The sequence below is a fragment of the Methylobacter tundripaludum genome, assembly GCF_002934365.1.
In the GTDB taxonomy this organism is placed as follows: Bacteria; Pseudomonadota; Gammaproteobacteria; order Methylococcales; family Methylomonadaceae; genus Methylobacter_A; species Methylobacter_A tundripaludum_A.
The window spans coordinates 16,350-35,534 of record NZ_PTIY01000011.1 but is presented as its reverse complement, the minus strand read 5'-3'; the positions used below and the strand labels follow the sequence as shown (position 1 = coordinate 35,534).

Genomic DNA, 19,185 nt, shown 5'->3' with positions numbered 1-19,185 from the left:
GAGAAGGCGAAACCTTACACAATTGCGCGGTGTTAAGTAACTTGAGCAAGTTTTATTTTTAAACCATGAAGAACCCGTAAATACAGGCGCTAAAAAAAGCCGCAATCGGCAAGGTTAATACCCATGACAACACAATCTGAGAAACTACGCCGACATTCGCTTGCCGGGTAATCGCGCCTATGCCGAACACAGCGCCGACCGAGACGTGCGTCGTTGATACCGGAACGCCTAATTGACTGGCGAAAATAACCAAAAAAGCGGTCACCAGGTTGGCGGAAAATCCTTGCCCATGATTCAGCGGGGTGATTTTCTTGCCCATCGTTTCCGCGATTCTACGCGAATGCAATAAACCGCCTATCGCAATCGCAGAACCGACCAACAACAAGCCGGATTGCATTCCCAAGGCATGAGCGGACATTAAAATAGCCATGATTTTAGGCGTGTCATTCAGGCCCCGTGCAAAACAAACCGCCCCGGCACTCAGGTAATGAAAAACATCCAATAATTTTTGGCTGTTGATTTTCCAAACCGTGCCGACATAGCGCTGCCGACAGACAGCTTCGCTATCAATACTTGCTTCAATGCCGGTAACAGTGGTCATGGCAAAGCATGAATCAGGCCGCGGGATCGGGACGATGGTTTCCGTTTGTCCAACGCAGACGCAGTATTCTTTGTTTATGCCCGATTGAATGCGTACCGCTCTAAATACAAAATAAACCCCGGCGCCCAAGATAACCGCGATTAAGGGACTGACCAACAAAGGGATAAAAAAAGCCGAGCCCAACACGGAAAGATTAATCTCCGTACCGACCGCCATCAGTCCCGCACCCACTAAGGCTCCTGTTAAACCGTGAGTCGTGGAAATAGGAAAACCCTTTAAGGCGGCGACTAAAACCGTTATGCCTGCACCCACTGAGACGGCTAATAAAAATTCAGGCGAGAGTGCGACCGCATCGGGAACCAGGCCTTTACCCGAAAAACTTTTAAGCAGTTTTTCGGCTAAAAAAATGGAACAAACAGAACCGGCGAAAGCCGTTAGGGTTGCCCAACCGATAGCATTGCGGTAACTGCTCGTGCCGCTGCCGAACAAGGTGGCAACGCCTTTAAAATTATCATTTGCGCCGTTGGCATAAGCCAGGAAACAGGTAGCAATGATTAACAGGCTTAAAAAAATCATTTTAAATCCTCGTAAAAACTCGGTTTTTAACTTTATTTCCGCACGATAATCGTACATCCTGATCCTTTAACAAAAACAAGGCGATACATGCCGCCAGCATCGGCCACGCAGTGAAAAACAATAAATTCCCCGCTTCATAAGGCGATAAATATTGTTTGAATGAAGACAAAGTTGAAACGGCATGAAAAATTAACACGGCTCCGTAGCTGTATTTTTTATAAACACCGCACACAAATAACAACAGAACGATGAGTTCAACCGCCGCGAGTGCGTACATAAGCTCATGCCCCAAACCTGAGAGAAAATAAAACTTTTCATAAACTTTTGCGGCATGGCCGGGATTAACCAATTTATCCAGCGTCCACATAAGCATGACTAAAAACACACTTAATCTTAATAAAACCAGTGACAGTTCTAACTTTTGTTTTTGATTAATCATCCGCCGCCCTGCCCAAAATAGCGCCTTGCTGCATTAAATCCGTCAAGGTTGCAACGCCAAAAGTAAACAGCGCGGACGGTTCAGGGTGTTGTAACTCGGCGGCGATTTGTTCTATTGCTTCGCGGACGGTGTAGGTATTATCAGTGTTATGCAAAATGTCTACCAGCCGCGCCGTTGCAGGGTTTAATTCAATAAACTGCACGGTATCATCTCTATCCCGAAACCCTAAAATATGCGTTGCCTGTTCCGAGGGCGTAGCCGGTTGATAATTTTCATCGATGCGCTGTACCGGATAGACATAATGCAGTAACTGCAAGACCGGCGCGAAAACGGGGTGGCATGCCAGCCAATCGTTAACCGCAGTCTCGTTCTTAACAACGGGTTCGGCATCGGTAATCGCCAATATCAGCCCTACCCATTCGAAATGCGCCAGTTCCAGCAAATAAGGCAGTCCGGTATGATCGACCCATTCGGTCTGCAAATACCGGATAAATTCATCGGGGATTTGCCGGTAATAAGGCGACCGGCAACGATGTTCGGCGATAAAGTCTTTCAGCAGCCGCTGCCAAGCCGTTTCACCCAAAATCGCATACGTTACGGGGAAGCAGGCAGTCAGGCTATCGTTGAATTTGTTGTACAGCAAGTCAACATAAATCGCCACATCCTGTTTGACAAACCCCGAGGGCAAAGGTTGTTGCACGGGGTTGCGCAAATGCGCTAAAAATTGCCGTTGTACCTGTCGAAAGGCCATCATGCGGTTTCCCGACCGGCTTGCACTGGCAAAAGAGGTAGCCACCCGGCGGCGCGAGGCGCAATGCCGTAGCCGTGATGCCGTTGCAAGTCGGCGATATGCCCGACTTCCACCAACAAATCGGCTAGCGGCGGTATGTTGAAATCCCGTTCCAATAAGGTCGGGAACACGCCGAATGTCCGGTAAGCCAGTTCCAATAATTGCCAGACGGGGTCGCAAGCCGCTTGCCCGTGCGTATCGATAATCACTCCCGACTTATCCAAATCATGCCCCGCAACATGCCCGTAAACAATCCGCTCCCCGCACAGCCCGGTTAAAAATGCGGCGGCGTCGTAGTTGTGATTAAGGCTGTTGACGTAGATGTTGTTCACGTCCAAATGCAAGGGGCAATCGGCTTCCGTCAGCACCGCATTGATAAAGGCCAGCTCGTCCATTTCAGCTAACGGCGGCTTGACGTAGTAGGAGGCGTTTTCCAGCGCAATCGGGCGTTCAAGAATGTCTTGCGCAAGACGAATGCGTCCGGCGACATGGCGCACCGCTTCCCCGGTGAACGGGATCGGGTAGAGGTCGTAATGATGCCCCTCGTCGCTGCAAAAACTTAAGTGTTCGGTGTAGAGCACGAAGTTATGTTCATCGAGAAAGGCCTTCATGCGCCGCAAAAAAGCTATATCCAACGGCGCCGGGCCGCCTAAAGACAGCGACAGCCCATGCGCCACGAAGCTATGGCGTTCGGTATAGCCGCGAAAGATCTTGCCCAATCTGCCGCCTATATCTATCCAGTTTTCCGGCGACACTTCGAAAAAGTCAATCGTTCCGGGAACGCCCGATTCCAACGCCGGTAAAAGCTCCCGTCGCAGCCCCAGCCCGGCGCCGTTAACAGCAAAAGTTTTCATCATGCTTAGCCTATTGAACAAGCTTAGGTAGGGAAAATATCGGATTCGACCCGCAAACCGTCCAGCAGCTTGTTAAAGCCGCTGAATAAATCGACCACCGCCATAAGCTCCGTTATCTCGGCATCGCCTAGGCCCAATTTCTTAAGCACGGCGGTGTGCGCGTTGATGCAATATTCGCAACCGTTGACGGTAGAAACCGCGACCGCAATAATTTCCTTGGTTTTCCGGTCCAGTTTTCCCGGCCCCATGATGACTTTATAGCGATTCCAACTGGCTTCCAGATAGGCCGGGTTATTGGCCATCGCCTTGAACATGCCGGGGACGAAATCCATGCCGAATGTTTTCTTGATGTCGTTGTAAATGGATAAGACCGGTTCGGCGGCTTCAGCTTCATCGATTAAATTTATGTTTGCCATGTTTATTCCCGATATGGGTCAGATGCGATTACAGCTATCCCGATAATTTATCCCGCGTATGCAGGACGCGCACGGCGCGCCCTACAGCGTCTGAAACAGAAAAATTGCGGACGGCCATTAAATACCGCCTATGAATTACAGGCGGCTTTCTTTAGGGCTGCTACATTTTTCCGCTGCAACCGCCTTCTTTGATCTTGTCTCCGCATCCGCCTTCTTTCATTTTCTCTTCCGGCTTAGCAGCACCGCTGCAACCGCCCTCCTTCATTTTATTTTTGTTGCCGCCGCATTTGCCTTCACCGCACTTGCCTTCTTTCAATTTGCCGCTGCAACCGCCTTCGTTCATTTTTTCGTCGGCTGCGGCAAGCTGTTGCGAAGTATTGATGTTGGCCATTGCAAACGGATTCTCACCGGCCTGAATGGCGGGGGACATGCTTAAAAAAGAGGATGCAATCGCGCCGCCCAAGGTCAAAGATAAGGTTTTTTTATTCATATTGATTACTCCAAAAGTGATTGATGAATGTCAGGAAAGCTTTAACGGCATATGCTGTAAAACCTTCCTGCCTCATCAGTCGGGGGCAATCCGTATTCCTTACAAAAACTTTTTGGGATAACTGAATTTTTGTCGAACCATCGTCCAAACGGAGGATGATTTTGAAGTCTATGAGCCCCTAAAAACCATCATTGGACACAGATTTCACAGATAAGAGGGACCACCTTCGACACGCCTCAGGACAAGCCTTTACTACATTTCCACACGGCGTATCACCGCCATTAAGTCAAGGAAACGCCATTAAAAGTTCTCGCCGTAGGGCGCGCCGTCTCGATGCTTGAAAAATCTTGGCGAGAAGGGCCGGCATATCACGGCGTTCATCCGTGGCTTAGGATAGTGCCTAAATTAATTTAGGCAATTACCACGAAGAGCATGAAGGACATGAAGACTTAAACCTTTCATGCCGCTTCATGTCCTTCATGGTTAAAAAATGAAAAATAAAACTTGCTCAAGTTATTTCATGCATGTTCCTTAACTGAGTTTTCGGGACGATTCATCACCCGCAACAGCCCGAATGTTTGCCGTGCAGCTGAACCGGAGGACAGGCGACGCTGCCATAGGAACAGAATACGCAGCAATCGCCGGTTTTGGGTTTTAGCAGACTATGACAACCCTGGCATTCATAGAACCATTGACAGGCATCCGAGGGCATTGGCTCGGTTTTGCGGTAACCGCACTCAGGGCAAACCAACGCGGATTCCAAAATGACGTTGTTCATGGCAATCCTTAATTTACGATTTGTTGTCTAACCGGCTTTGCAACGCGTCGACATAGCGGCGCGCCGCCTTGCGGATAAACCGACTCTGGGATTGGAAATTGCGGCAACGGGTACACATCATCAGATGCATCCGCACTGCAAAACGCTCGCGCAAACTCAATTTTTTATCCATTCCCTGAGAAACCAAGGCGGAAATGTTTCGACAACTACGCATGGCGTTTATCCTGTAGGGTGTTGTTAAACCAGCGGATTTCCAGGCATTCGCGCAGCCTGAGCCGCGCCCGGTGCATGATGACCCAGTAATTGGCTTCGCTAAGCTCCGCTTCCCGGCACACTTCATCGGCGTCAAGACCGACCAATTCGCGCAACATGAACACGTTAGCCATTTTCGGCGGCAGGTTGTTTTGACAGACCTCGTAGATCGCCCAGAATTCCTGCTGCTTTAACGCAGCCTCGGGATCGGCCCAGGCTTTGGGGCCGCCGTTCCAGTGGCCGCTGCTGATGAAATAATCGTCTTCTTCCGCTTCGCCGTCGTCAGCCCGGTCAACGTCCGGGGCAACGGCTTCACGGGCGCTACGCCGCCAATGGTCGGCGATTTTATGTTTAAGGATGCCGATCAGCCATGTGCGCAAGCCCGCCTTGCCTTCGAAGCCCGCCGCCGATTGCCAGGCGGCCAGCAGCGTTTCCTGCACGGCGTCGTCGGCCAACGCGCTGTCGCGCAATTGCAGCAGAGCGTAGCGGAACAGCACCGGCCTTTGCGCGGCCAGCGTCTGTTCAGTCAATAATAATGAGGCTGTCACCGCTTAACAACACGCACCGTCGACCGCAGCCGACTCGCCTTGTTGCCCCGGCGTGCAGTCGAACAAGCCGAAGTGGCGGGATTTACCGCCCAACACCTGAAAATACCCGGCATAGCGGCTGGCCGCGAGCATGTCGGCGGTGTTGCCGCACACCCGTAGCGGCCGACCGGTTTCGAAATGATGGTGGTCGTCCAGATCGAAGGCATGCCGATGTTCGGGAATGCCGCCAAGATAGCAGGCTACTTGGCCGTAGTCCTCGCAACGGTCTTCCAGCGGCAGTTTGAAAGCGCGGACGGTCGCTGAGCGGAACTTGACCATGCCGATTTTGTCGGCGACTTCGGGATCATCGAGACTAATCGGATTTTGTTTGACGACGCGCACGTCGGGGCAACCCAACTCCTGCAAAATCCGCCGAAAGTCTTCCCAATACAAAGCGCCGCCCAGGCATTCGCCGAGCAGCACCGGGTCTTGACGCAAGGCGTCGGGAATGCGTCGGTCGGCGAAGACGTCGGAAAAATACAGTTCGCCGCCCGGCTTCAGCACCCGGAATATTTCCGCCAGTACCCGTGGCTTTTCCGGCGACAGGTTGATCACGCAATTGGAAACCACCACGTCGATGCTGTTATCGTAGATACCGACAGCGGCAAGGTTTTCGATATGCCCGTGCAGGAATTCGACATTGGCGTAACCGAAGCGTTCGGCATGCCAATCTTGATACCGCACGGCGACTTCCAGTTGCTCCGGCGTCATATCGACGCCGATCACCCGCCCCGCAGGGCCGACCAGTCTCGACAATAGATAGCAGTCGCGGCCTGAGCCGCAACCCAAATCCAGCACGGTCTTGCCTGTTAAAACCGGCGGCAGCGGCGAACCGCAACCGTAAAAACGTTCCAGTACTTCAGGATGCACGTCGGCCAGCAAGGCTTTTAAGTGATGCGGCATCGCGTCGATGCTGCAACAGGCGCTGGTTTTCAGGTCATTGCTGGATTGCAGAACCTGTCCATAATAATGGCGGACGGACTCGCTGATTTCTATATTGACAGTCATGAGAGATTTCCAATGTTTCAGATTAAAAACGACCGCTACCGGCGCATAACGGTTGAACATAGCCATGTCGGCAGCCGGGGTAGCGCAATTGATACGGTTACTTCGGCACCGGCCCTGCCGCCGCAATTGTGATCATTGGGTTCTCCTTCGCCGAACTATATAAATAGTCGTTAAGAGGACAAGAATCCTTACAAAAAATATCCGGCTAAGCTAATTATGCTTTTTTCTTGCCAACCATATTACGGATCTTAACGAAAAGTATCGATGCGGCCAGCAACAGTGTAATTGCGTTGGCAAATATAATCGCCTTATCGGCGAGATAAATCCCATAAATAAGCCAACATGACACGCCCAGGGTAAAAGCGCTGTACATGCCGAAAGAAAGGGATTCGGTGTTTCTTGTTTTTATCGTCAATACCGCCTGGGGTACAAACGAGGCGGTAGTCAGTGTCGCGGCTATATAGCCGATAATTTCAACGTGCGTCATAGCGCCACTATTTTCCTGATGCGGATTTTTTCAGTTTTTTAGCGATGCTTTGCCCGATCGCGTTCGCAAAATCATCAACGTTCTCATAGCCCTGTGTTTGGGCAAAATCGACTAAGGCCATGACCAGCTTTTTAGTTTCCGCTATTTCTTCGCGGGATCGGCCGCAGCCTTCGCAATGGGTTCCTTCGTAAGTACATTTATCAATACATGGATTAAATTTCATAATCTCTCCTCTACGTGTTTGCAGACTTGTTCAAAAGCCAGGGGTTTCATTCTAAAAGAATCAATTGGAACGTGCGGAAACCGTTCGTTCGTGCTGAGCCCTTCGACTACGCTCAGGAGAGCCTTGTCGAAGCATGAGCGGATTCCACTCCTCACCATTTGGAAGACTCAACTGATTTTTTAGGGTAATGGGAAGATAGTGCGGCGACCGCCGCCACTTCTCCTGGCGAGATTTTACCACACGGAAAATCAGCCGTTACAATCCTTGCCCGCGCCGACGCGGGGATAGTGCAATATAGGGGGGAACCGAAAGCGGGCGCTTTAAGGCGACGCAAAAAAAGTAACTCGCTTTCAGCCGCGAGAACCGGATTCAAATAGCCGTCGCGTTAGCGGCGCCTTTCTGCAACAAATAAAGACCGTGTAACGTCGGTTAGTGTTACTGCGATCTGTCGACGCTCAACATGATGTTGCCAAAATCAATGGCGCCGTCAACGATTTGAAACACGCCTTTGCCGCGTTCTTCGTTATTTTTCCAAATCGAGTTGCCGATCTGAATCTCCACGCCGCAATGGACGGAGTCTTCAACAATAACCTGGACGTTCTCGGCCAGCGTCATTTCCGACAGCAAATGGGCGCGTTCGGTATGCAGCCGGGTACAATCGGCCTCAACTTTTTCCCTGGTATGCAACGCTTTGTTTAACAGCCCGTTTTTATCTTTTTCGGGATGCGCCAACACAAAGGCGATAATCTTCTTGAGGTCTTCCAGCTCCTTTTCACTCACGTCAATCTCAAGCTTAAGCTTGTCCAACTGCGCCTGAAGATAAGGGTTAAAGCCCGCCTTGATCTTGGTTATAAAACCGGCGTTTGAACCGATTATGGCCGCTTTTACCAGAACTGACGCGCAGGTAATGCCGCCGATGATGCGGCCTTTTTTTCCGCCTGATTTTCCGACCAATATCCGGTTAAGCGCGGTCAGATGGTTATGCATGGAGAATTCTTCGATAATAATATCGGTGCCCGCTTCCATGCAGACATTCTCGGCGAAGCGTGCGCTGATTGAGCCTTTGCTGATAATTCTCGCATTAAAGGTAGGCGTTTCGTTTGAGTCGCCGCTATGTTCGCTGTGACCGATCACGCCGCCTTTGACGACAATATTTCCACCCGCTTCAATTTCCGCCGCTTCGACGATCCCGCCCACGAACACGTCTCCCGACGCGCAAATTCTCATCCCGTCCTTAATATCGCCTTTGATATTAATGGTGCCGTCAAAATTCATGTTACCGGTTGAAAGATCCACCCGCGGCAGGTCGATGGTGGGTTCCACGATAACGCCGTTAGGAACCAGCTTGGGTTGACCGGCAATCACAGCCAGCAATAACGTATTATGATCCGGGTCAAGCTCCGCATTCGAATCAATCTCTACGCCCTGCAATCCCGATGCAAACGGCGTATCCTGTCCTGGTTCGGGCATCAGGATTTGTCCGGTAATGTCCCGCCCTTTTTTGCCTTCGGTGGGCGGGGTGCGGAACATCAACGGATCGCCGGGCCTGACGACAATAAGCTGCCCAAGATCGCGGTAGTTGGCGATGCCGTGTTCGTCCACCCGAGGTTTCCGTTCCCTTATTTCAGGTATCAGGCTTTGAAACCGCGCGTCAATACCCCGCACCGGAGGCAGTCCTTTGGCAATGACGCGCTCCTTGGCGTAACCTTCCTTCAACGCGGCTTCAATTTCATTTTTCATGATGCCGCTGACCACTCCTTTTTCCTGTAAGGCAAGCTGGATTTGAAGCAACCCGACTGGAGCGCCGCCGTAAGGAGGGGTTAAGGTAAGACTGGCGGTCATTTTGTCATCGGCAATGTGGATCGAGCATACGCCATCGCGGCGCTCGCCTATTTCCAGCACAAAGCTCTCATTAAGACTGTTGTATTGCTGTACCAGATTCGAGAGTGAATTTTCATACAGAAACAAGCTGGATAAACCTTGCTTAGCCAGGGCCATCTTGATCGCCGCCTCATCAACGGGAGGCTTGCTTTCACACGGTTCAAATGCGGCAAGCAGCTTGCCGTCATCGCTCAGCTTAAACGTCAACACATCGGTAAGTGACGCATCATTCACGACTTGCTCCTTGGAGAATTATTGCTGCTTATCAGCGTTGGGAATATACAACATGAACCCTGCCCTATCAATTTGAACGTCATCGCCCACAGTAGGCGAAACACGGGAACAATGTCTGAAGTCCGACTTAAAGATAGCACATTATTAAAGAAGCGCTGATTTAGCCCTTCGACAGGCTGCTGAACAGCGGGATTATCTGTATAGGCCGGAGTTTGCCGGGGTTTTTCTTGCTCGACTAGAAGCTCGCGGCAACGCTCCTCGTCGTTCACACCGAGCGCGTTTTGCCGATTTAAAAAAAATCCCAGCACACGAGGATGTACTGGGATTAAAGATCGCCGCCTGCTTGGTTGGCGCTGCACTCCATCCTTGGCAACGTCCTGTTAAAACTGATTAAATCCGTCTTCTGTTTTGGCGGCGCGGCTATTGTCCCAGAAAACCCCCTTGAAAAAAGCCGGTCAAGGCTTAACTTGGCGTACTCTTGAAATGACGCCGTGTCGGCTGTTATGGCATGTTTGAGCGGCATCGACACGGTACGGATAACTTCAGTTGCCTGTCATTTTCCAATCGGGACATTTCCATCGGCCGCCATGAATAACAAACACTGCAAAATCTTGCTTGTCATAGTAGAATGCCGCAGTCACCAATATTAATAATGCAAACATGGCTCAACGTACTGCGGAAGTAGAGCGGAATACGCTCGAAACTCAAATCAAAATCAAAATTAACCTGGATGGATCGGGTCAATCCTCGTTTTCAACCGGCGTCCCTTTTCTCGAACACATGCTCGATCAGATTGCCAGACACGGCTTGATCGATATGGATATTGAAGCCAAAGGGGATTTGGAAATTGATGACCACCACACCGTTGAAGACATCGGCATTACCTTGGGCCAAGCGTTTGCCAAAGCCACGGCGGACAAAAAAGGCATTTATCGCTACGGGCACGCCTATGTACCGTTGGATGAAGCCTTGTCGCGCGTCGTGATCGACTTTTCCGGCCGACCCGGCCTGTTTTATGAAGTCAAATACCCGAAAGCCATGATCGGCAGTTTTGATGTTGATTTGTTCCGCGAGTTTTTTCAGGGCTTTGTCAACCATGCCGGCGTAACCTTGCATATCGACAGCCTGAAAGGCGCAAACGCCCACCACGTCGCTGAAACTATTTTTAAAGCCATGGGCCGGGCCATCCGCATGGCGATTACCGCCGACCCGCGTATGGCGGGCATCATGCCGTCAACCAAGGGCAGTCTCTAACTTTTAATCTTAATCCTGTATTTCTTATGTCTTCTGTCGCTGTAATTGATTACGGAATGGGTAATCTGCATTCAATCGTAAAAGCGCTGCAACATGCAGCGCCTGAAGTCGAAGTTGTTTGTGTCTCCGACGCCGATTCGATCCTTCGCGCCGACCGGGTGGTTTTCCCCGGCGTCGGCGCAATTCGGGATTGTATGCAGGCCCTCAATCACTCGGGCTTGTCTGCCGTTATCCAACAGGTTGCCAAAAGCAAGCCTTTACTGGGAATTTGCCTAGGCATGCAGGCGCTGTTGACCGACAGCGAAGAAAACGGCGGCACCCCCTGCCTGGACGTTTTTGCCGGGCATGTCGTGCGTTTTCCCGAATCATTAAAAGACAGCGACGGAAATTTACTCAAAATTCCGCACATGGGCTGGAATCAGGTCCATCAGCAACAGCAACATCCGCTATGGGAGAATATCCCTCAGGACAGCCGCTTTTATTTTGTACACAGCTATTATGCGCAGCCTGACGATGCCGCAATAACGGCGGCGACTACGCAATACCCGGATGCATTTACCTGCGCCTTGGCGCAAAACAATGTGTTTGCCGTACAATTTCACCCCGAAAAAAGTCAGGCGGTTGGTTTGCAGCTACTGAAGAATTTTTTGCATTGGGATGGACAAGCCTAGTTACTTTTGACTGATTACACGCCATTGAGGACTCACTGTTTATGTTGTTAATACCTGCAATCGATTTAAAAGAGGGAAAATGTGTTCGTTTGCGTCAGGGACGCATGGATGATAATACGGTTTTTTCCGATGACCCTGTCGCCGTAGCAGGCAAATGGGTTGCCGCGGGCGCAAAAAGAATCCATTTGGTTGACCTGGATGGCGCGTTTGCCGGAAAACCAAAAAATGCCGACGTGATTCACGCCATCGTCGAAGCCTACCCCGATGTACCTGTGCAGATAGGCGGCGGCATTCGCGATGAAGAAACGATCCAGGCTTATCTTAACGCCGGCGTGGAGTACGTCATTATCGGCACCAAGGCGGTTAACGAGCCGCATTTTGTCAGGGATATGGCGCTGGAATATCCTCGCCACATCATCGTCGGGCTGGATGCAAAAGACGGCAAGGTGGCTATTGACGGCTGGTCCAAACTGTCCAAACACGATGTGGTCGATATGGCCCGGCATTTTGAGGAATACGGTGTCGAGGCCATTATCTATACCGATATTTCCAGGGACGGCATGATGTCCGGCGTCAATGTCGAAGCCACTGCGAGACTGGCGCGCGCGATTCGGATTCCGGTCATTGCGTCCGGCGGCATCACCAATATGGATGACATCAAAGCCCTGGGCGCTGTCGCAGGCGACGGCATTATGGGCGCGATCACCGGCCGGGCGATTTACGAAGGCACGCTGGATTTTGAAGAAGCCGAAAAATTAGCAGAATCATTTGAGTAACCATGAGCTTAGCCAAACGCATTATCCCCTGTCTGGATGTCGATAACGGCCGCGTCGTTAAAGGCGTAAAATTTGTCGACATTCGTGACGCCGGCGACCCGGTAGAAATCGCCAGACGCTATGACCGCGAAGGCGCGGATGAAATCACGTTCCTGGATATTACCGCCACGCACGATAATCGGGACACCATTGCCCATGTCGTCGAGCAGGTCGCCAGCGAGGTTTTTATCCCGCTGACGGTCGGCGGCGGCATCAGGACCTTGGAAGATATTCGCCGCATGCTGAATGCGGGCGCCGATAAAGTCGGCATTAACAGCGCGGCGGTTTCAAATCCTGAGTTTGTCCGCGAGGCGGCGCAGCGTTTCGGCTCGCAATGCATCGTGGTCGCCATCGACGCAAAAAAAACCAGCCTCCCCGGCGAAACCAGCCGGTGGGAGATTTTCACCCACGGCGGCCGCAAGCCGACCGGCATCGATGCGATAGCCTGGGCGAAAAAAATGGTCGACTACGGCGCGGGGGAAATCCTGCTGACCAGCATGGACAGGGACGGCACCCGTGAAGGTTTTGATTTGCCGTTGACCCGCGCCATCAGCGAGGCGGTATCGGTGCCGGTCATTGCATCCGGCGGCGTCGGCAATCTCGACCATCTGGCTGACGGCATTATCGAAGGCAAGGCCGATGCGGTATTGGCAGCCAGTATTTTCCATTTTGCCGAATACACCATTGAGCAGGCCAAACAACACATGGCCTCGCGCGGCATCGAGGTACGGCTGTGAGCGCATCCTGGCTGGACGAAATACGCTGGACCGAAGACGGACTGGCACCGGTTATCGCTCAGCAGGCTGACACGGGAACAGTGCTGATGTTCGCCTGGATGAACCGCGAGTCATTAGCCTTAACCGCCGCCGAAGGTTACGCGGTTTACTGGTCGAGATCGCGCGGCAGATTATGGCGCAAAGGCGAGGAATCCGGGCACAGGCAGAAAGTGATCGGCCTGTTTCTGGATTGCGATGAAGACGTGATTTTACTTAAAGTCGAGCAGGAAGGCGGCATTGCCTGCCATACCGGCCGCGAGAGTTGTTTTTATCGCAAGCTGGTCGACGGACAATGGCAAGCCGTCGACCCGGTTTTGAAAGATCCCGCAACTATTTATAAAAAATCATGAGCGACGTATTACAACAACTGGCGCAAATTCTGGAACAGCGTAAACTGGAGTCTGCCGATAAATCCTATGTCGCCAGCCTGTATGCAAAGGGACTGGACAGCATACTGAAAAAAATCGGCGAAGAGGCGACTGAAACCGTCATCGCCGCCAAAGACGGCGATAAAAAACAGATTATTTATGAAACCGCCGATTTGTGGTTTCATTGCATGGTGTTGCTGGCCGATCAGGGACTGGGACCCGATGACGTATTGCAGGAACTGCAACGTCGTTTCGGCTTGTCCGGTCTGGAAGAAAAGGCGCAACGTAACAAGTAAAGTCCTTCACCATTGGAGTTTAAAATGGGCCTCAGCGTTACTCACTTATTAGTTGTATTAGCCATCGTCGTTGTCGTGTTCGGCACCAAACGCCTGCGCAATATAGGCGCAGATCTGGGCGGAGCCATCAAAGGCTTTCGCACGGCCATGAAAGAAGGGGGAGAAGACAAAGCCGCCGAAGATAAAGGCGAAGCCATCGAAGGCGAAGTCACTTCCAAAAAAAACGATAAAGATTAACGCCCATGTTTGATGTCGGCTTCTCGGAGCTTTGCCTGATCGGTTTGGTCAGCCTGCTAGTGATCGGCCCCGAACGATTGCCGAAAGTAGCCCGAATTGCCGGGTACTGGCTGGGCAAGACACGCGGCATGGTGGCTTCGGTCAAGGAAGAAATCAAACTGGAGCTGCAAGCCGAAGAAATGCGCCAGATATTTAAAGAGCAGTCCGCTCTGCACGACGACGTCCAGCAAATGCTCGACGAGACGTCCAACTCGCTTAAAGCCACATTCGACCCGACGCAGGCGGCAACAAAAACGCAGAACGACGACATCGTGCGATTACCGTCAGATAGCGCCGAACAGCATGAACCCAAATAAATATAACGAGGGCGAACAACCCTTTATCAGTCATCTGATTGAACTGCGCAACCGCCTGTTGCGAGCCATTCTATGCGTGTTGATCGTGTTTCTGGGGCTGGCGTCATACGCCAATGAAATATACAGCTTCTTGGCCGGCCCCTTGCTTCAGCACATGCCGAAAAACAGCACGATGATCGCTATTGACGTGGCCTCCCCTTTCTTCACGCCGTTCAAACTGGTGTTGATCGTCTCGGTTTTTATTTCCGTTCCCTACATTCTTTACCAGTTCTGGGCGTTTGTAGCGCCAGGCTTGTATAAGCGCGAACGGCGCATGATTTTACCGCTGCTGATTGCCAGCACCCTGCTGTTTTATATGGGCGTAGCCTTTGCCTACTTCGTGGTTTTTCCGTTGGTTTTCGGCTTTTTGACCGCTGCCGCACCCACTGGCGTAGCGGTCATGACCGATATTGCCAAGTATCTCGATTTCGTCTTGGCGCTGTTTTTTGCGTTTGGCGTTTGTTTTGAAGTACCTATATTCACCATCGTATTAGTCTGGACCGGAATGATCACGCCCGAAGGTCTTGCCGACAAACGGCCTTATGTGATCGTCGGCGCGTTTATCGTAGGGGCCGTTTTAACGCCCCCCGACGCCATCTCGCAAACATTGCTGGCGGTGCCGATGTGGATGCTGTTTGAGCTGGGCCTGTTATGCTCAAGGCTTTTCGCACCCAAGCCTGACAGCCATTACCCCGCCCCGGATGACGCCGAAACGGAAGCCCGGCTGGATCAGATTGAACACCAAGAAGATGAATAAGACATTGGGAAGCGCTATTTACAAAACGGAACCCAGTTCCACGCATAACTGACCGATTAGCTGCCGGTTAAAACAGCCAAAGATCCGGGCATCAATATATCGACAGAGAGCGCCGACCCGACAACCGGCAAAAGTAGGCTCTCAGCAGGCAGATTGCGGATGACAGTATCATAAAAAAGACAGTACAATACGCTGCGTCAGAAAACAGATGTTGAGTTAAGGGATTCCTAAATTATTAGGTTGTCCGGTTATCAATGTTGTAGTTCTGTGTTAACCGTAAGTTTTTATTTTAGGAGTTTCAAAATGGCAACAGGCACCGTAAAGTGGTTTAACAACACGAAAGGTTTTGGTTTTATCGCACCGGCTGACGGCGGCGAAGACGTTTTCGTTCACCATTCAGTTATTCAGGGCGAAGGCTTTAAAACCCTGACTGAAGGCGAAACAGTCACTTTTGACATCGAATCAGGTCCCAAAGGCTTAACCGCCGCTAATGTGCGTTCTAACTAAGAATGTCCTGATCTAAAAAAAAGCCCTTGTGAGCCGACTCACAAGGGCTTTTTTTTATCTCTCGTTTTGAAAACTATTTTAAAGGGCGGCCTTTGGCGTCTTTATTGATATGACCGCCAAAAAGCAGAGCGCCTTCTAAAAACCCCCACAACGCGGCAAATCCAGGCAGTCCGGTTACATAAAGCACCACAGTCAACATTAACTGGGCAAAACCAAGCCGGTAAAAACCCAGGTAAAACCGGTGCACGCCTGTCCAACCGAAAACTATTCCCAACACGGCGGCCAGGTATTTATATTTAACGGCTTTAGGCGGCTCCAAATACGCGCCGACCAAGTTAATATTGCTCGCAATTGTTCCGTCAGCGTCAAAGTTAACGTCATCGCCCTCATCGGGGGGTACATCGGCGACCCAATCCTCCAAATGAAACGTAAACAACCCACCCTCATTTTTTATCACCCCGGTTTGCTTATCGGGATCATAGCTTTCAATCTGTCCAATCATTTATCATCTACCTTTAAAATAGGATGCCGCATCGGCCATCTTCGCCCTGTGAACATTACAATACCGATATAATCCGGCTTTCAAGATCAATCATCATACAAACGCACGGCTAAAACATCGCACCGCGCATGATGCAGCACTCCGTTTGCGGTCGACCCCAGCAACAAGGCGAAGCCATGCCGTCCGTGCGAACCGACTACGATCAAATCTGCATTGTTTTCTTCCGCAACCCTGATGATTTCCAATTTAGGGCTGCCCGTTTCCAGCCACCGGCAATCTTCAGCAATATTCAATCTTTCTGCCAAATTGGCCAGTCTCTTTTTTGCCGCCGTCATTAATTCTGCGGTTAAATCAAGATCAAAAGGGATCGTCGAACCATAAGCCGCATCGGCAATCAGTAAATTGTCCATCACATGCACAATACCCAGTTTTGCCTGATATTTCCCGGCCAAATCTTTTGCTCTGTCGGCAACGGCCTCGCCGTGCTCGGAAAAGTCGGCCGCCAGTAATATATGTTTATAGCTTTCCATCATTTCTCCTATTCAACGCCGGCAACTTCAGGAAACAACAAAGCCATCACCTGATATGATCCGAATATGTATAAAAACGCCAAGCCTAAACTAAAAACCAAGGTTTGTCCCAGCGCATCGCGAATAATATGCCCGGTAACGGCCCAATGCCAAATCATTAAGCCCATTGTCACAATAAATGCCAATAAAGAGCCTTGCCCGATCACCATTGAGCCCATTGCCGGCAGCGCAAAAAAACTGATTACCGCATCGGCGCCTAATAAGGCGCTGGCGGTTTGATAAAATCGCCCCCGCTTTCGGGCAAGATATAACAAAACCCAGCTGAATACGACAATCAGCAAGACTGAAACAAGGGCCTGTAACAGCGAATCAAGCCACTTCGTACCGAGACTGACCATTAAAAAGCTGACGATAACGTCGGCAACGGCCAACACCCGCAACAACCATAGGGAATACGGCAAATCCTGCGGGCCTTTTTTAAACAGGCAAATATCGAATAACAGCTTTATGATTTCAAACATGATTTCCCCGGTCGCCCCTGCACCATTATTTAGCCACTTCGATCTTTTCCTCGGCGTCCATCCAGGCCGCTTCCGCTTCATCCAGCGCCTTATCGATTTTTACTTTCCGCTCCATCAATTCTTTTAACCGCTCTTTTTCCGATTCGGCATAAATCGCAGGATCGGCCAATTGCTGCTCCAGTTGCCGCTGTTCATTATGATATTTTTCCACCGCAGCTTCAGCTTTTTTCAGCGCATCGAACAAAGGCTTGTGTTTTTGCCTGCGTTCTGCGTCCAGCTTTCGCTGGTCTTTCCGCGATACGGTCTGAACAGTATTGGCAACGGTTTTTTCCTCGCCTTTTTTCTGCTCCGCCAGCCACATCCGGTAATCGTCAAGATCGCCATCGAAAGGCTGCACCTTGCCGCCTGACACCAATAATAACTGATCGGTCACCGAGCGCAATAAATGCCGGTCATGCGAGACGACGACTATCGCGCCTTCATAGTCCTGCAAGGCCACACTCAAGGCGTGGCGCATTTCCAGGTCCAGGTGGTTGGTCGGCTCATCCAGCAGCAACAGGTTCGGATTTTGATAAACCAGCAGCGCCAAAACCAGCCGCGCTTTTTCGCCGCCGGAAAAGGGTTTGACGACTTCCAACACCTTGTCGCCGCAAAAATCGAAACCGCCCAGAAAATTGCGCAGATCCTTTTCGGTCGCCTGCTTGTCCAACTGCTGCAAATGCCACAATGGGCTTTCATCGACGCGCAGCTGCTCCAGCTGGTGCTGGGCGAAATAGCCGATTTTTAGCGCTTCCGCTTCATTCCTGTTGCCGGATAACGGCTGCATATCGCCTGCCAGCACCTTGATCAGGCTGGATTTGCCCGCGCCATTCGGCCCCAGCAAGCCGATACGGTCGCCCGGCGATATGGACAAGCCTGCCTGCTTGATCACGCAGGTTTGCCCGTAGCCAATATCGACCTTATCCAGCGTTAACAGGGGATTCGGCATTTTTCCCGGCTTGGCGAAACTGAAATCGAACGGTGAATCGACATGCGCTTGCGCAATTAGCTCCATCCTTTCCAGGGCTTTGATCCGGCTTTGCGCCTGTCTCGCCTTGGTCGCCTGCGCCTTAAAGCGGTCGACAAAGCTCTGCATATGGGCGATTTCCCGTTGCTGCTTCAGATAGGATGATTGTTGTTGCGCCAGCTTTTCGGCACGCATGCGTTCAAAGGCCGAATAATTGCCGGTATAGATTTCGGCCTTATTCTGTTCAATGTGAACGATATGATCGGTGATCGTATCCAGAAAGTCCCGGTCATGAGAAATCAGCAATAAAGTGCCGGGATATTTGCACAACCAGTCCTGCAACCAGATCACCGCATCCAAGTCCAGATGATTGGTCGGTTCATCAAGCAGCAATACGTCCGAACGGCACATCAAGGCCTGGGCCAGATTAAGACGCATCCGCCAGCCGCCGGAAAACGAGTTGACTGCATTATTTTCCTGATCCGAACTAAAGCCCAAGCCGTTCATTAACCGTGAAGCACGGGCCTGTGCGGTATAGCCCCCGATGGTGTCCAAGGCCGCATGCAATTCGGCCTGCTTCAAGCCGTCTTCGGCCTGTTCGGCGGCAACCAATTGGGCTTGCAAGCGTCTTAACGGCTGATCGCCGTCAATGACGTAATCGATCGCAGAGCGGACGACGGCCGGAGTTTCCTGGGCGACATGAGCAATCTCCAGCCCCGGCGGCATCGAAAAATCGCCCTCATCCAAATGCAGCTCGCCCCTGACCAACGCAAAAAAGCTGGACTTACCCGCGCCGTTTGCGCCGGTAAAGCCCACTTTTTGGCCTTTGTGAATGGTGAAAGAAGAGTTGGCAAACAACACCCGCGCGCCGCGGCGGAGGGTTATATTTCTAAAATTTAGCATTAAGGCTCAAGGTGAAAGGTAAAAGGTGCAA

General features: G+C 51.2%; 27 protein-coding genes. 10 read left to right on the top strand and 17 right to left on the bottom strand.

The window, feature by feature from the left end; all coding sequences use genetic code 11:
• Nucleotides 1–58 precede the first annotated feature (58 nt).
• The 13 genes from B0F88_RS13605 to B0F88_RS13545 all read right to left on the bottom strand — a co-directional run bounded on the left by B0F88_RS13605 (nt 59) and on the right by B0F88_RS13545 (nt 9,616).
• Complete coding sequence (locus B0F88_RS13605) at nt 59–1,177, bottom strand: inorganic phosphate transporter (protein ID WP_258076668.1); 1,119 nt, start codon at nt 1,175–1,177, stop codon at nt 59–61.
• A gap of 1 nt (nt 1,178) precedes the next feature.
• Nucleotides 1,179–1,616, bottom strand: coding sequence for a hypothetical protein (locus B0F88_RS13600; protein WP_181049907.1), 438 nt, complete (start codon nt 1,614–1,616; stop codon nt 1,179–1,181).
• Nucleotides 1,609–2,370, bottom strand: a complete 762-nt coding sequence (locus B0F88_RS13595; RefSeq protein ID WP_104424479.1) for an HvfC family RiPP maturation protein — start codon at nt 2,368–2,370, stop codon at nt 1,609–1,611. The genes B0F88_RS13600 and B0F88_RS13595 overlap by 8 nt, the downstream gene beginning before the upstream one ends.
• A complete protein-coding gene (locus B0F88_RS13590; protein ID WP_374953587.1) occupies nt 2,367–3,263 on the bottom strand; it encodes an HvfB family MNIO-type RiPP peptide maturase in 897 nt (298 codons plus the stop codon). Before B0F88_RS13590 ends, B0F88_RS13595 begins: the two co-directional genes overlap by 4 nt.
• Nucleotides 3,264–3,283: 20 nt before the next feature.
• Entirely contained in the window at nt 3,284–3,676 is a 393-nt protein-coding gene (locus B0F88_RS13585) for a carboxymuconolactone decarboxylase family protein (RefSeq protein ID WP_104424477.1), read from the bottom strand.
• A 160-nt stretch (nt 3,677–3,836) separates the two neighbouring features.
• Nucleotides 3,837–4,166, bottom strand: a complete 330-nt coding sequence (locus tag B0F88_RS13580; protein ID WP_104424476.1) for a hypothetical protein — start codon at nt 4,164–4,166, stop codon at nt 3,837–3,839.
• Between the two features lie 556 nt (nt 4,167–4,722).
• Entirely contained in the window at nt 4,723–4,944 is a 222-nt protein-coding gene (locus tag B0F88_RS13575) for a GDCCVxC domain-containing (seleno)protein (protein WP_104424475.1), read from the bottom strand.
• A gap of 13 nt (nt 4,945–4,957) precedes the next feature.
• Nucleotides 4,958–5,158, bottom strand: a complete 201-nt coding sequence (locus tag B0F88_RS13570; protein WP_104424474.1) for a zf-HC2 domain-containing protein — start codon at nt 5,156–5,158, stop codon at nt 4,958–4,960.
• A complete protein-coding gene (locus B0F88_RS13565; protein ID WP_104424473.1) occupies nt 5,151–5,744 on the bottom strand; it encodes a sigma-70 family RNA polymerase sigma factor in 594 nt (197 codons plus the stop codon). The genes B0F88_RS13570 and B0F88_RS13565 overlap by 8 nt, the downstream gene beginning before the upstream one ends.
• A gap of 3 nt (nt 5,745–5,747) precedes the next feature.
• A complete protein-coding gene (locus tag B0F88_RS13560) occupies nt 5,748–6,791 on the bottom strand; it encodes a methyltransferase domain-containing protein (RefSeq protein WP_104424472.1) in 1,044 nt (347 codons plus the stop codon).
• 214 nt (nt 6,792–7,005) lie between these two features.
• On the bottom strand, nt 7,006–7,278 hold the full coding sequence (locus B0F88_RS13555) for a SemiSWEET transporter (protein ID WP_104424471.1): 273 nt from the start codon (nt 7,276–7,278) through the stop codon (nt 7,006–7,008).
• Nucleotides 7,279–7,285: 7 nt separating this feature from the next.
• On the bottom strand, nt 7,286–7,501 hold the full coding sequence (locus tag B0F88_RS13550) for a DUF1289 domain-containing protein (protein ID WP_104424470.1): 216 nt from the start codon (nt 7,499–7,501) through the stop codon (nt 7,286–7,288).
• 435 nt (nt 7,502–7,936) lie between these two features.
• Nucleotides 7,937–9,616 carry a DUF342 domain-containing protein gene (locus B0F88_RS13545; protein ID WP_104424469.1) on the bottom strand — a complete coding sequence of 560 codons (1,680 nt, stop codon included), beginning with the start codon at nt 9,614–9,616 and terminating at the stop codon, nt 7,937–7,939.
• Between the two features lie 660 nt (nt 9,617–10,276).
• On the opposite strand from B0F88_RS13545, the gene hisB reads away from it, so the two are divergent.
• The 10 genes from hisB (at nt 10,277) to B0F88_RS13490 (ending at nt 15,692) form a co-directional block, all read left to right on the top strand.
• Nucleotides 10,277–10,870, top strand: coding sequence for an imidazoleglycerol-phosphate dehydratase HisB (gene hisB, locus B0F88_RS13535; RefSeq protein WP_104424467.1), 594 nt, complete (start codon nt 10,277–10,279; stop codon nt 10,868–10,870).
• A 26-nt stretch (nt 10,871–10,896) separates the two neighbouring features.
• Nucleotides 10,897–11,541 carry an imidazole glycerol phosphate synthase subunit HisH gene (gene hisH / locus B0F88_RS13530; protein WP_104424466.1) on the top strand — a complete coding sequence of 215 codons (645 nt, stop codon included), beginning with the start codon at nt 10,897–10,899 and terminating at the stop codon, nt 11,539–11,541.
• A 41-nt stretch (nt 11,542–11,582) separates the two neighbouring features.
• The gene (hisA, locus tag B0F88_RS13525) at nt 11,583–12,317 is read left to right on the top strand and encodes a 1-(5-phosphoribosyl)-5-[(5-phosphoribosylamino)methylideneamino]imidazole-4-carboxamide isomerase (protein WP_104424465.1); all 735 of its coding nucleotides are present in this window, start codon (nt 11,583–11,585) and stop codon (nt 12,315–12,317) included.
• A 2-nt stretch (nt 12,318–12,319) separates the two neighbouring features.
• Nucleotides 12,320–13,093: an imidazole glycerol phosphate synthase subunit HisF gene (gene hisF / locus B0F88_RS13520; RefSeq protein WP_104424464.1), complete on the top strand. Its 774-nt coding sequence runs from the start codon at nt 12,320–12,322 to the stop codon at nt 13,091–13,093.
• Nucleotides 13,090–13,482 (top strand): phosphoribosyl-AMP cyclohydrolase, encoded by a 393-nt coding sequence (gene hisI, locus B0F88_RS13515; protein ID WP_104424463.1) that lies wholly within the window; start codon nt 13,090–13,092, stop codon nt 13,480–13,482. The genes hisF and hisI overlap by 4 nt, the downstream gene beginning before the upstream one ends.
• Nucleotides 13,479–13,796 (top strand): phosphoribosyl-ATP diphosphatase, encoded by a 318-nt coding sequence (locus B0F88_RS13510; protein WP_104424462.1) that lies wholly within the window; start codon nt 13,479–13,481, stop codon nt 13,794–13,796. The genes hisI and B0F88_RS13510 overlap by 4 nt, the downstream gene beginning before the upstream one ends.
• A 24-nt stretch (nt 13,797–13,820) precedes the next feature.
• The gene (tatA, locus tag B0F88_RS13505) at nt 13,821–14,033 is read left to right on the top strand and encodes a Sec-independent protein translocase subunit TatA (RefSeq protein ID WP_104424461.1); all 213 of its coding nucleotides are present in this window, start codon (nt 13,821–13,823) and stop codon (nt 14,031–14,033) included.
• 5 nt (nt 14,034–14,038) lie between these two features.
• Nucleotides 14,039–14,389, top strand: coding sequence for a Sec-independent protein translocase protein TatB (gene tatB, locus B0F88_RS13500; RefSeq protein ID WP_104424460.1), 351 nt, complete (start codon nt 14,039–14,041; stop codon nt 14,387–14,389).
• Nucleotides 14,376–15,185, top strand: coding sequence for a twin-arginine translocase subunit TatC (gene tatC, locus B0F88_RS13495; protein ID WP_104424459.1), 810 nt, complete (start codon nt 14,376–14,378; stop codon nt 15,183–15,185). The genes tatB and tatC overlap by 14 nt, the downstream gene beginning before the upstream one ends.
• Before the next feature lie 303 nt (nt 15,186–15,488).
• Nucleotides 15,489–15,692, top strand: coding sequence for a cold-shock protein (locus tag B0F88_RS13490; protein WP_104424458.1), 204 nt, complete (start codon nt 15,489–15,491; stop codon nt 15,690–15,692).
• 73 nt (nt 15,693–15,765) lie between these two features.
• Here B0F88_RS13490 and B0F88_RS13485 read toward each other — a convergent pair whose 3' ends face one another.
• From B0F88_RS13485 to B0F88_RS13470, 4 genes are all read right to left on the bottom strand, one after another.
• A complete protein-coding gene (locus B0F88_RS13485) occupies nt 15,766–16,194 on the bottom strand; it encodes a TM2 domain-containing protein (protein WP_104424457.1) in 429 nt (142 codons plus the stop codon).
• Between the two features lie 86 nt (nt 16,195–16,280).
• Entirely contained in the window at nt 16,281–16,724 is a 444-nt protein-coding gene (locus B0F88_RS13480; protein WP_104424456.1) for a universal stress protein, read from the bottom strand.
• Nucleotides 16,725–16,732: 8 nt separating this feature from the next.
• A complete protein-coding gene (locus B0F88_RS13475) occupies nt 16,733–17,245 on the bottom strand; it encodes a hypothetical protein (protein WP_104424455.1) in 513 nt (170 codons plus the stop codon).
• A 25-nt stretch (nt 17,246–17,270) separates the two neighbouring features.
• Complete coding sequence (locus tag B0F88_RS13470) at nt 17,271–19,154, bottom strand: ATP-binding cassette domain-containing protein (RefSeq protein WP_104424454.1); 1,884 nt, start codon at nt 19,152–19,154, stop codon at nt 17,271–17,273.
• Between the last annotated feature and the right edge of the window lie 31 nt (nt 19,155–19,185).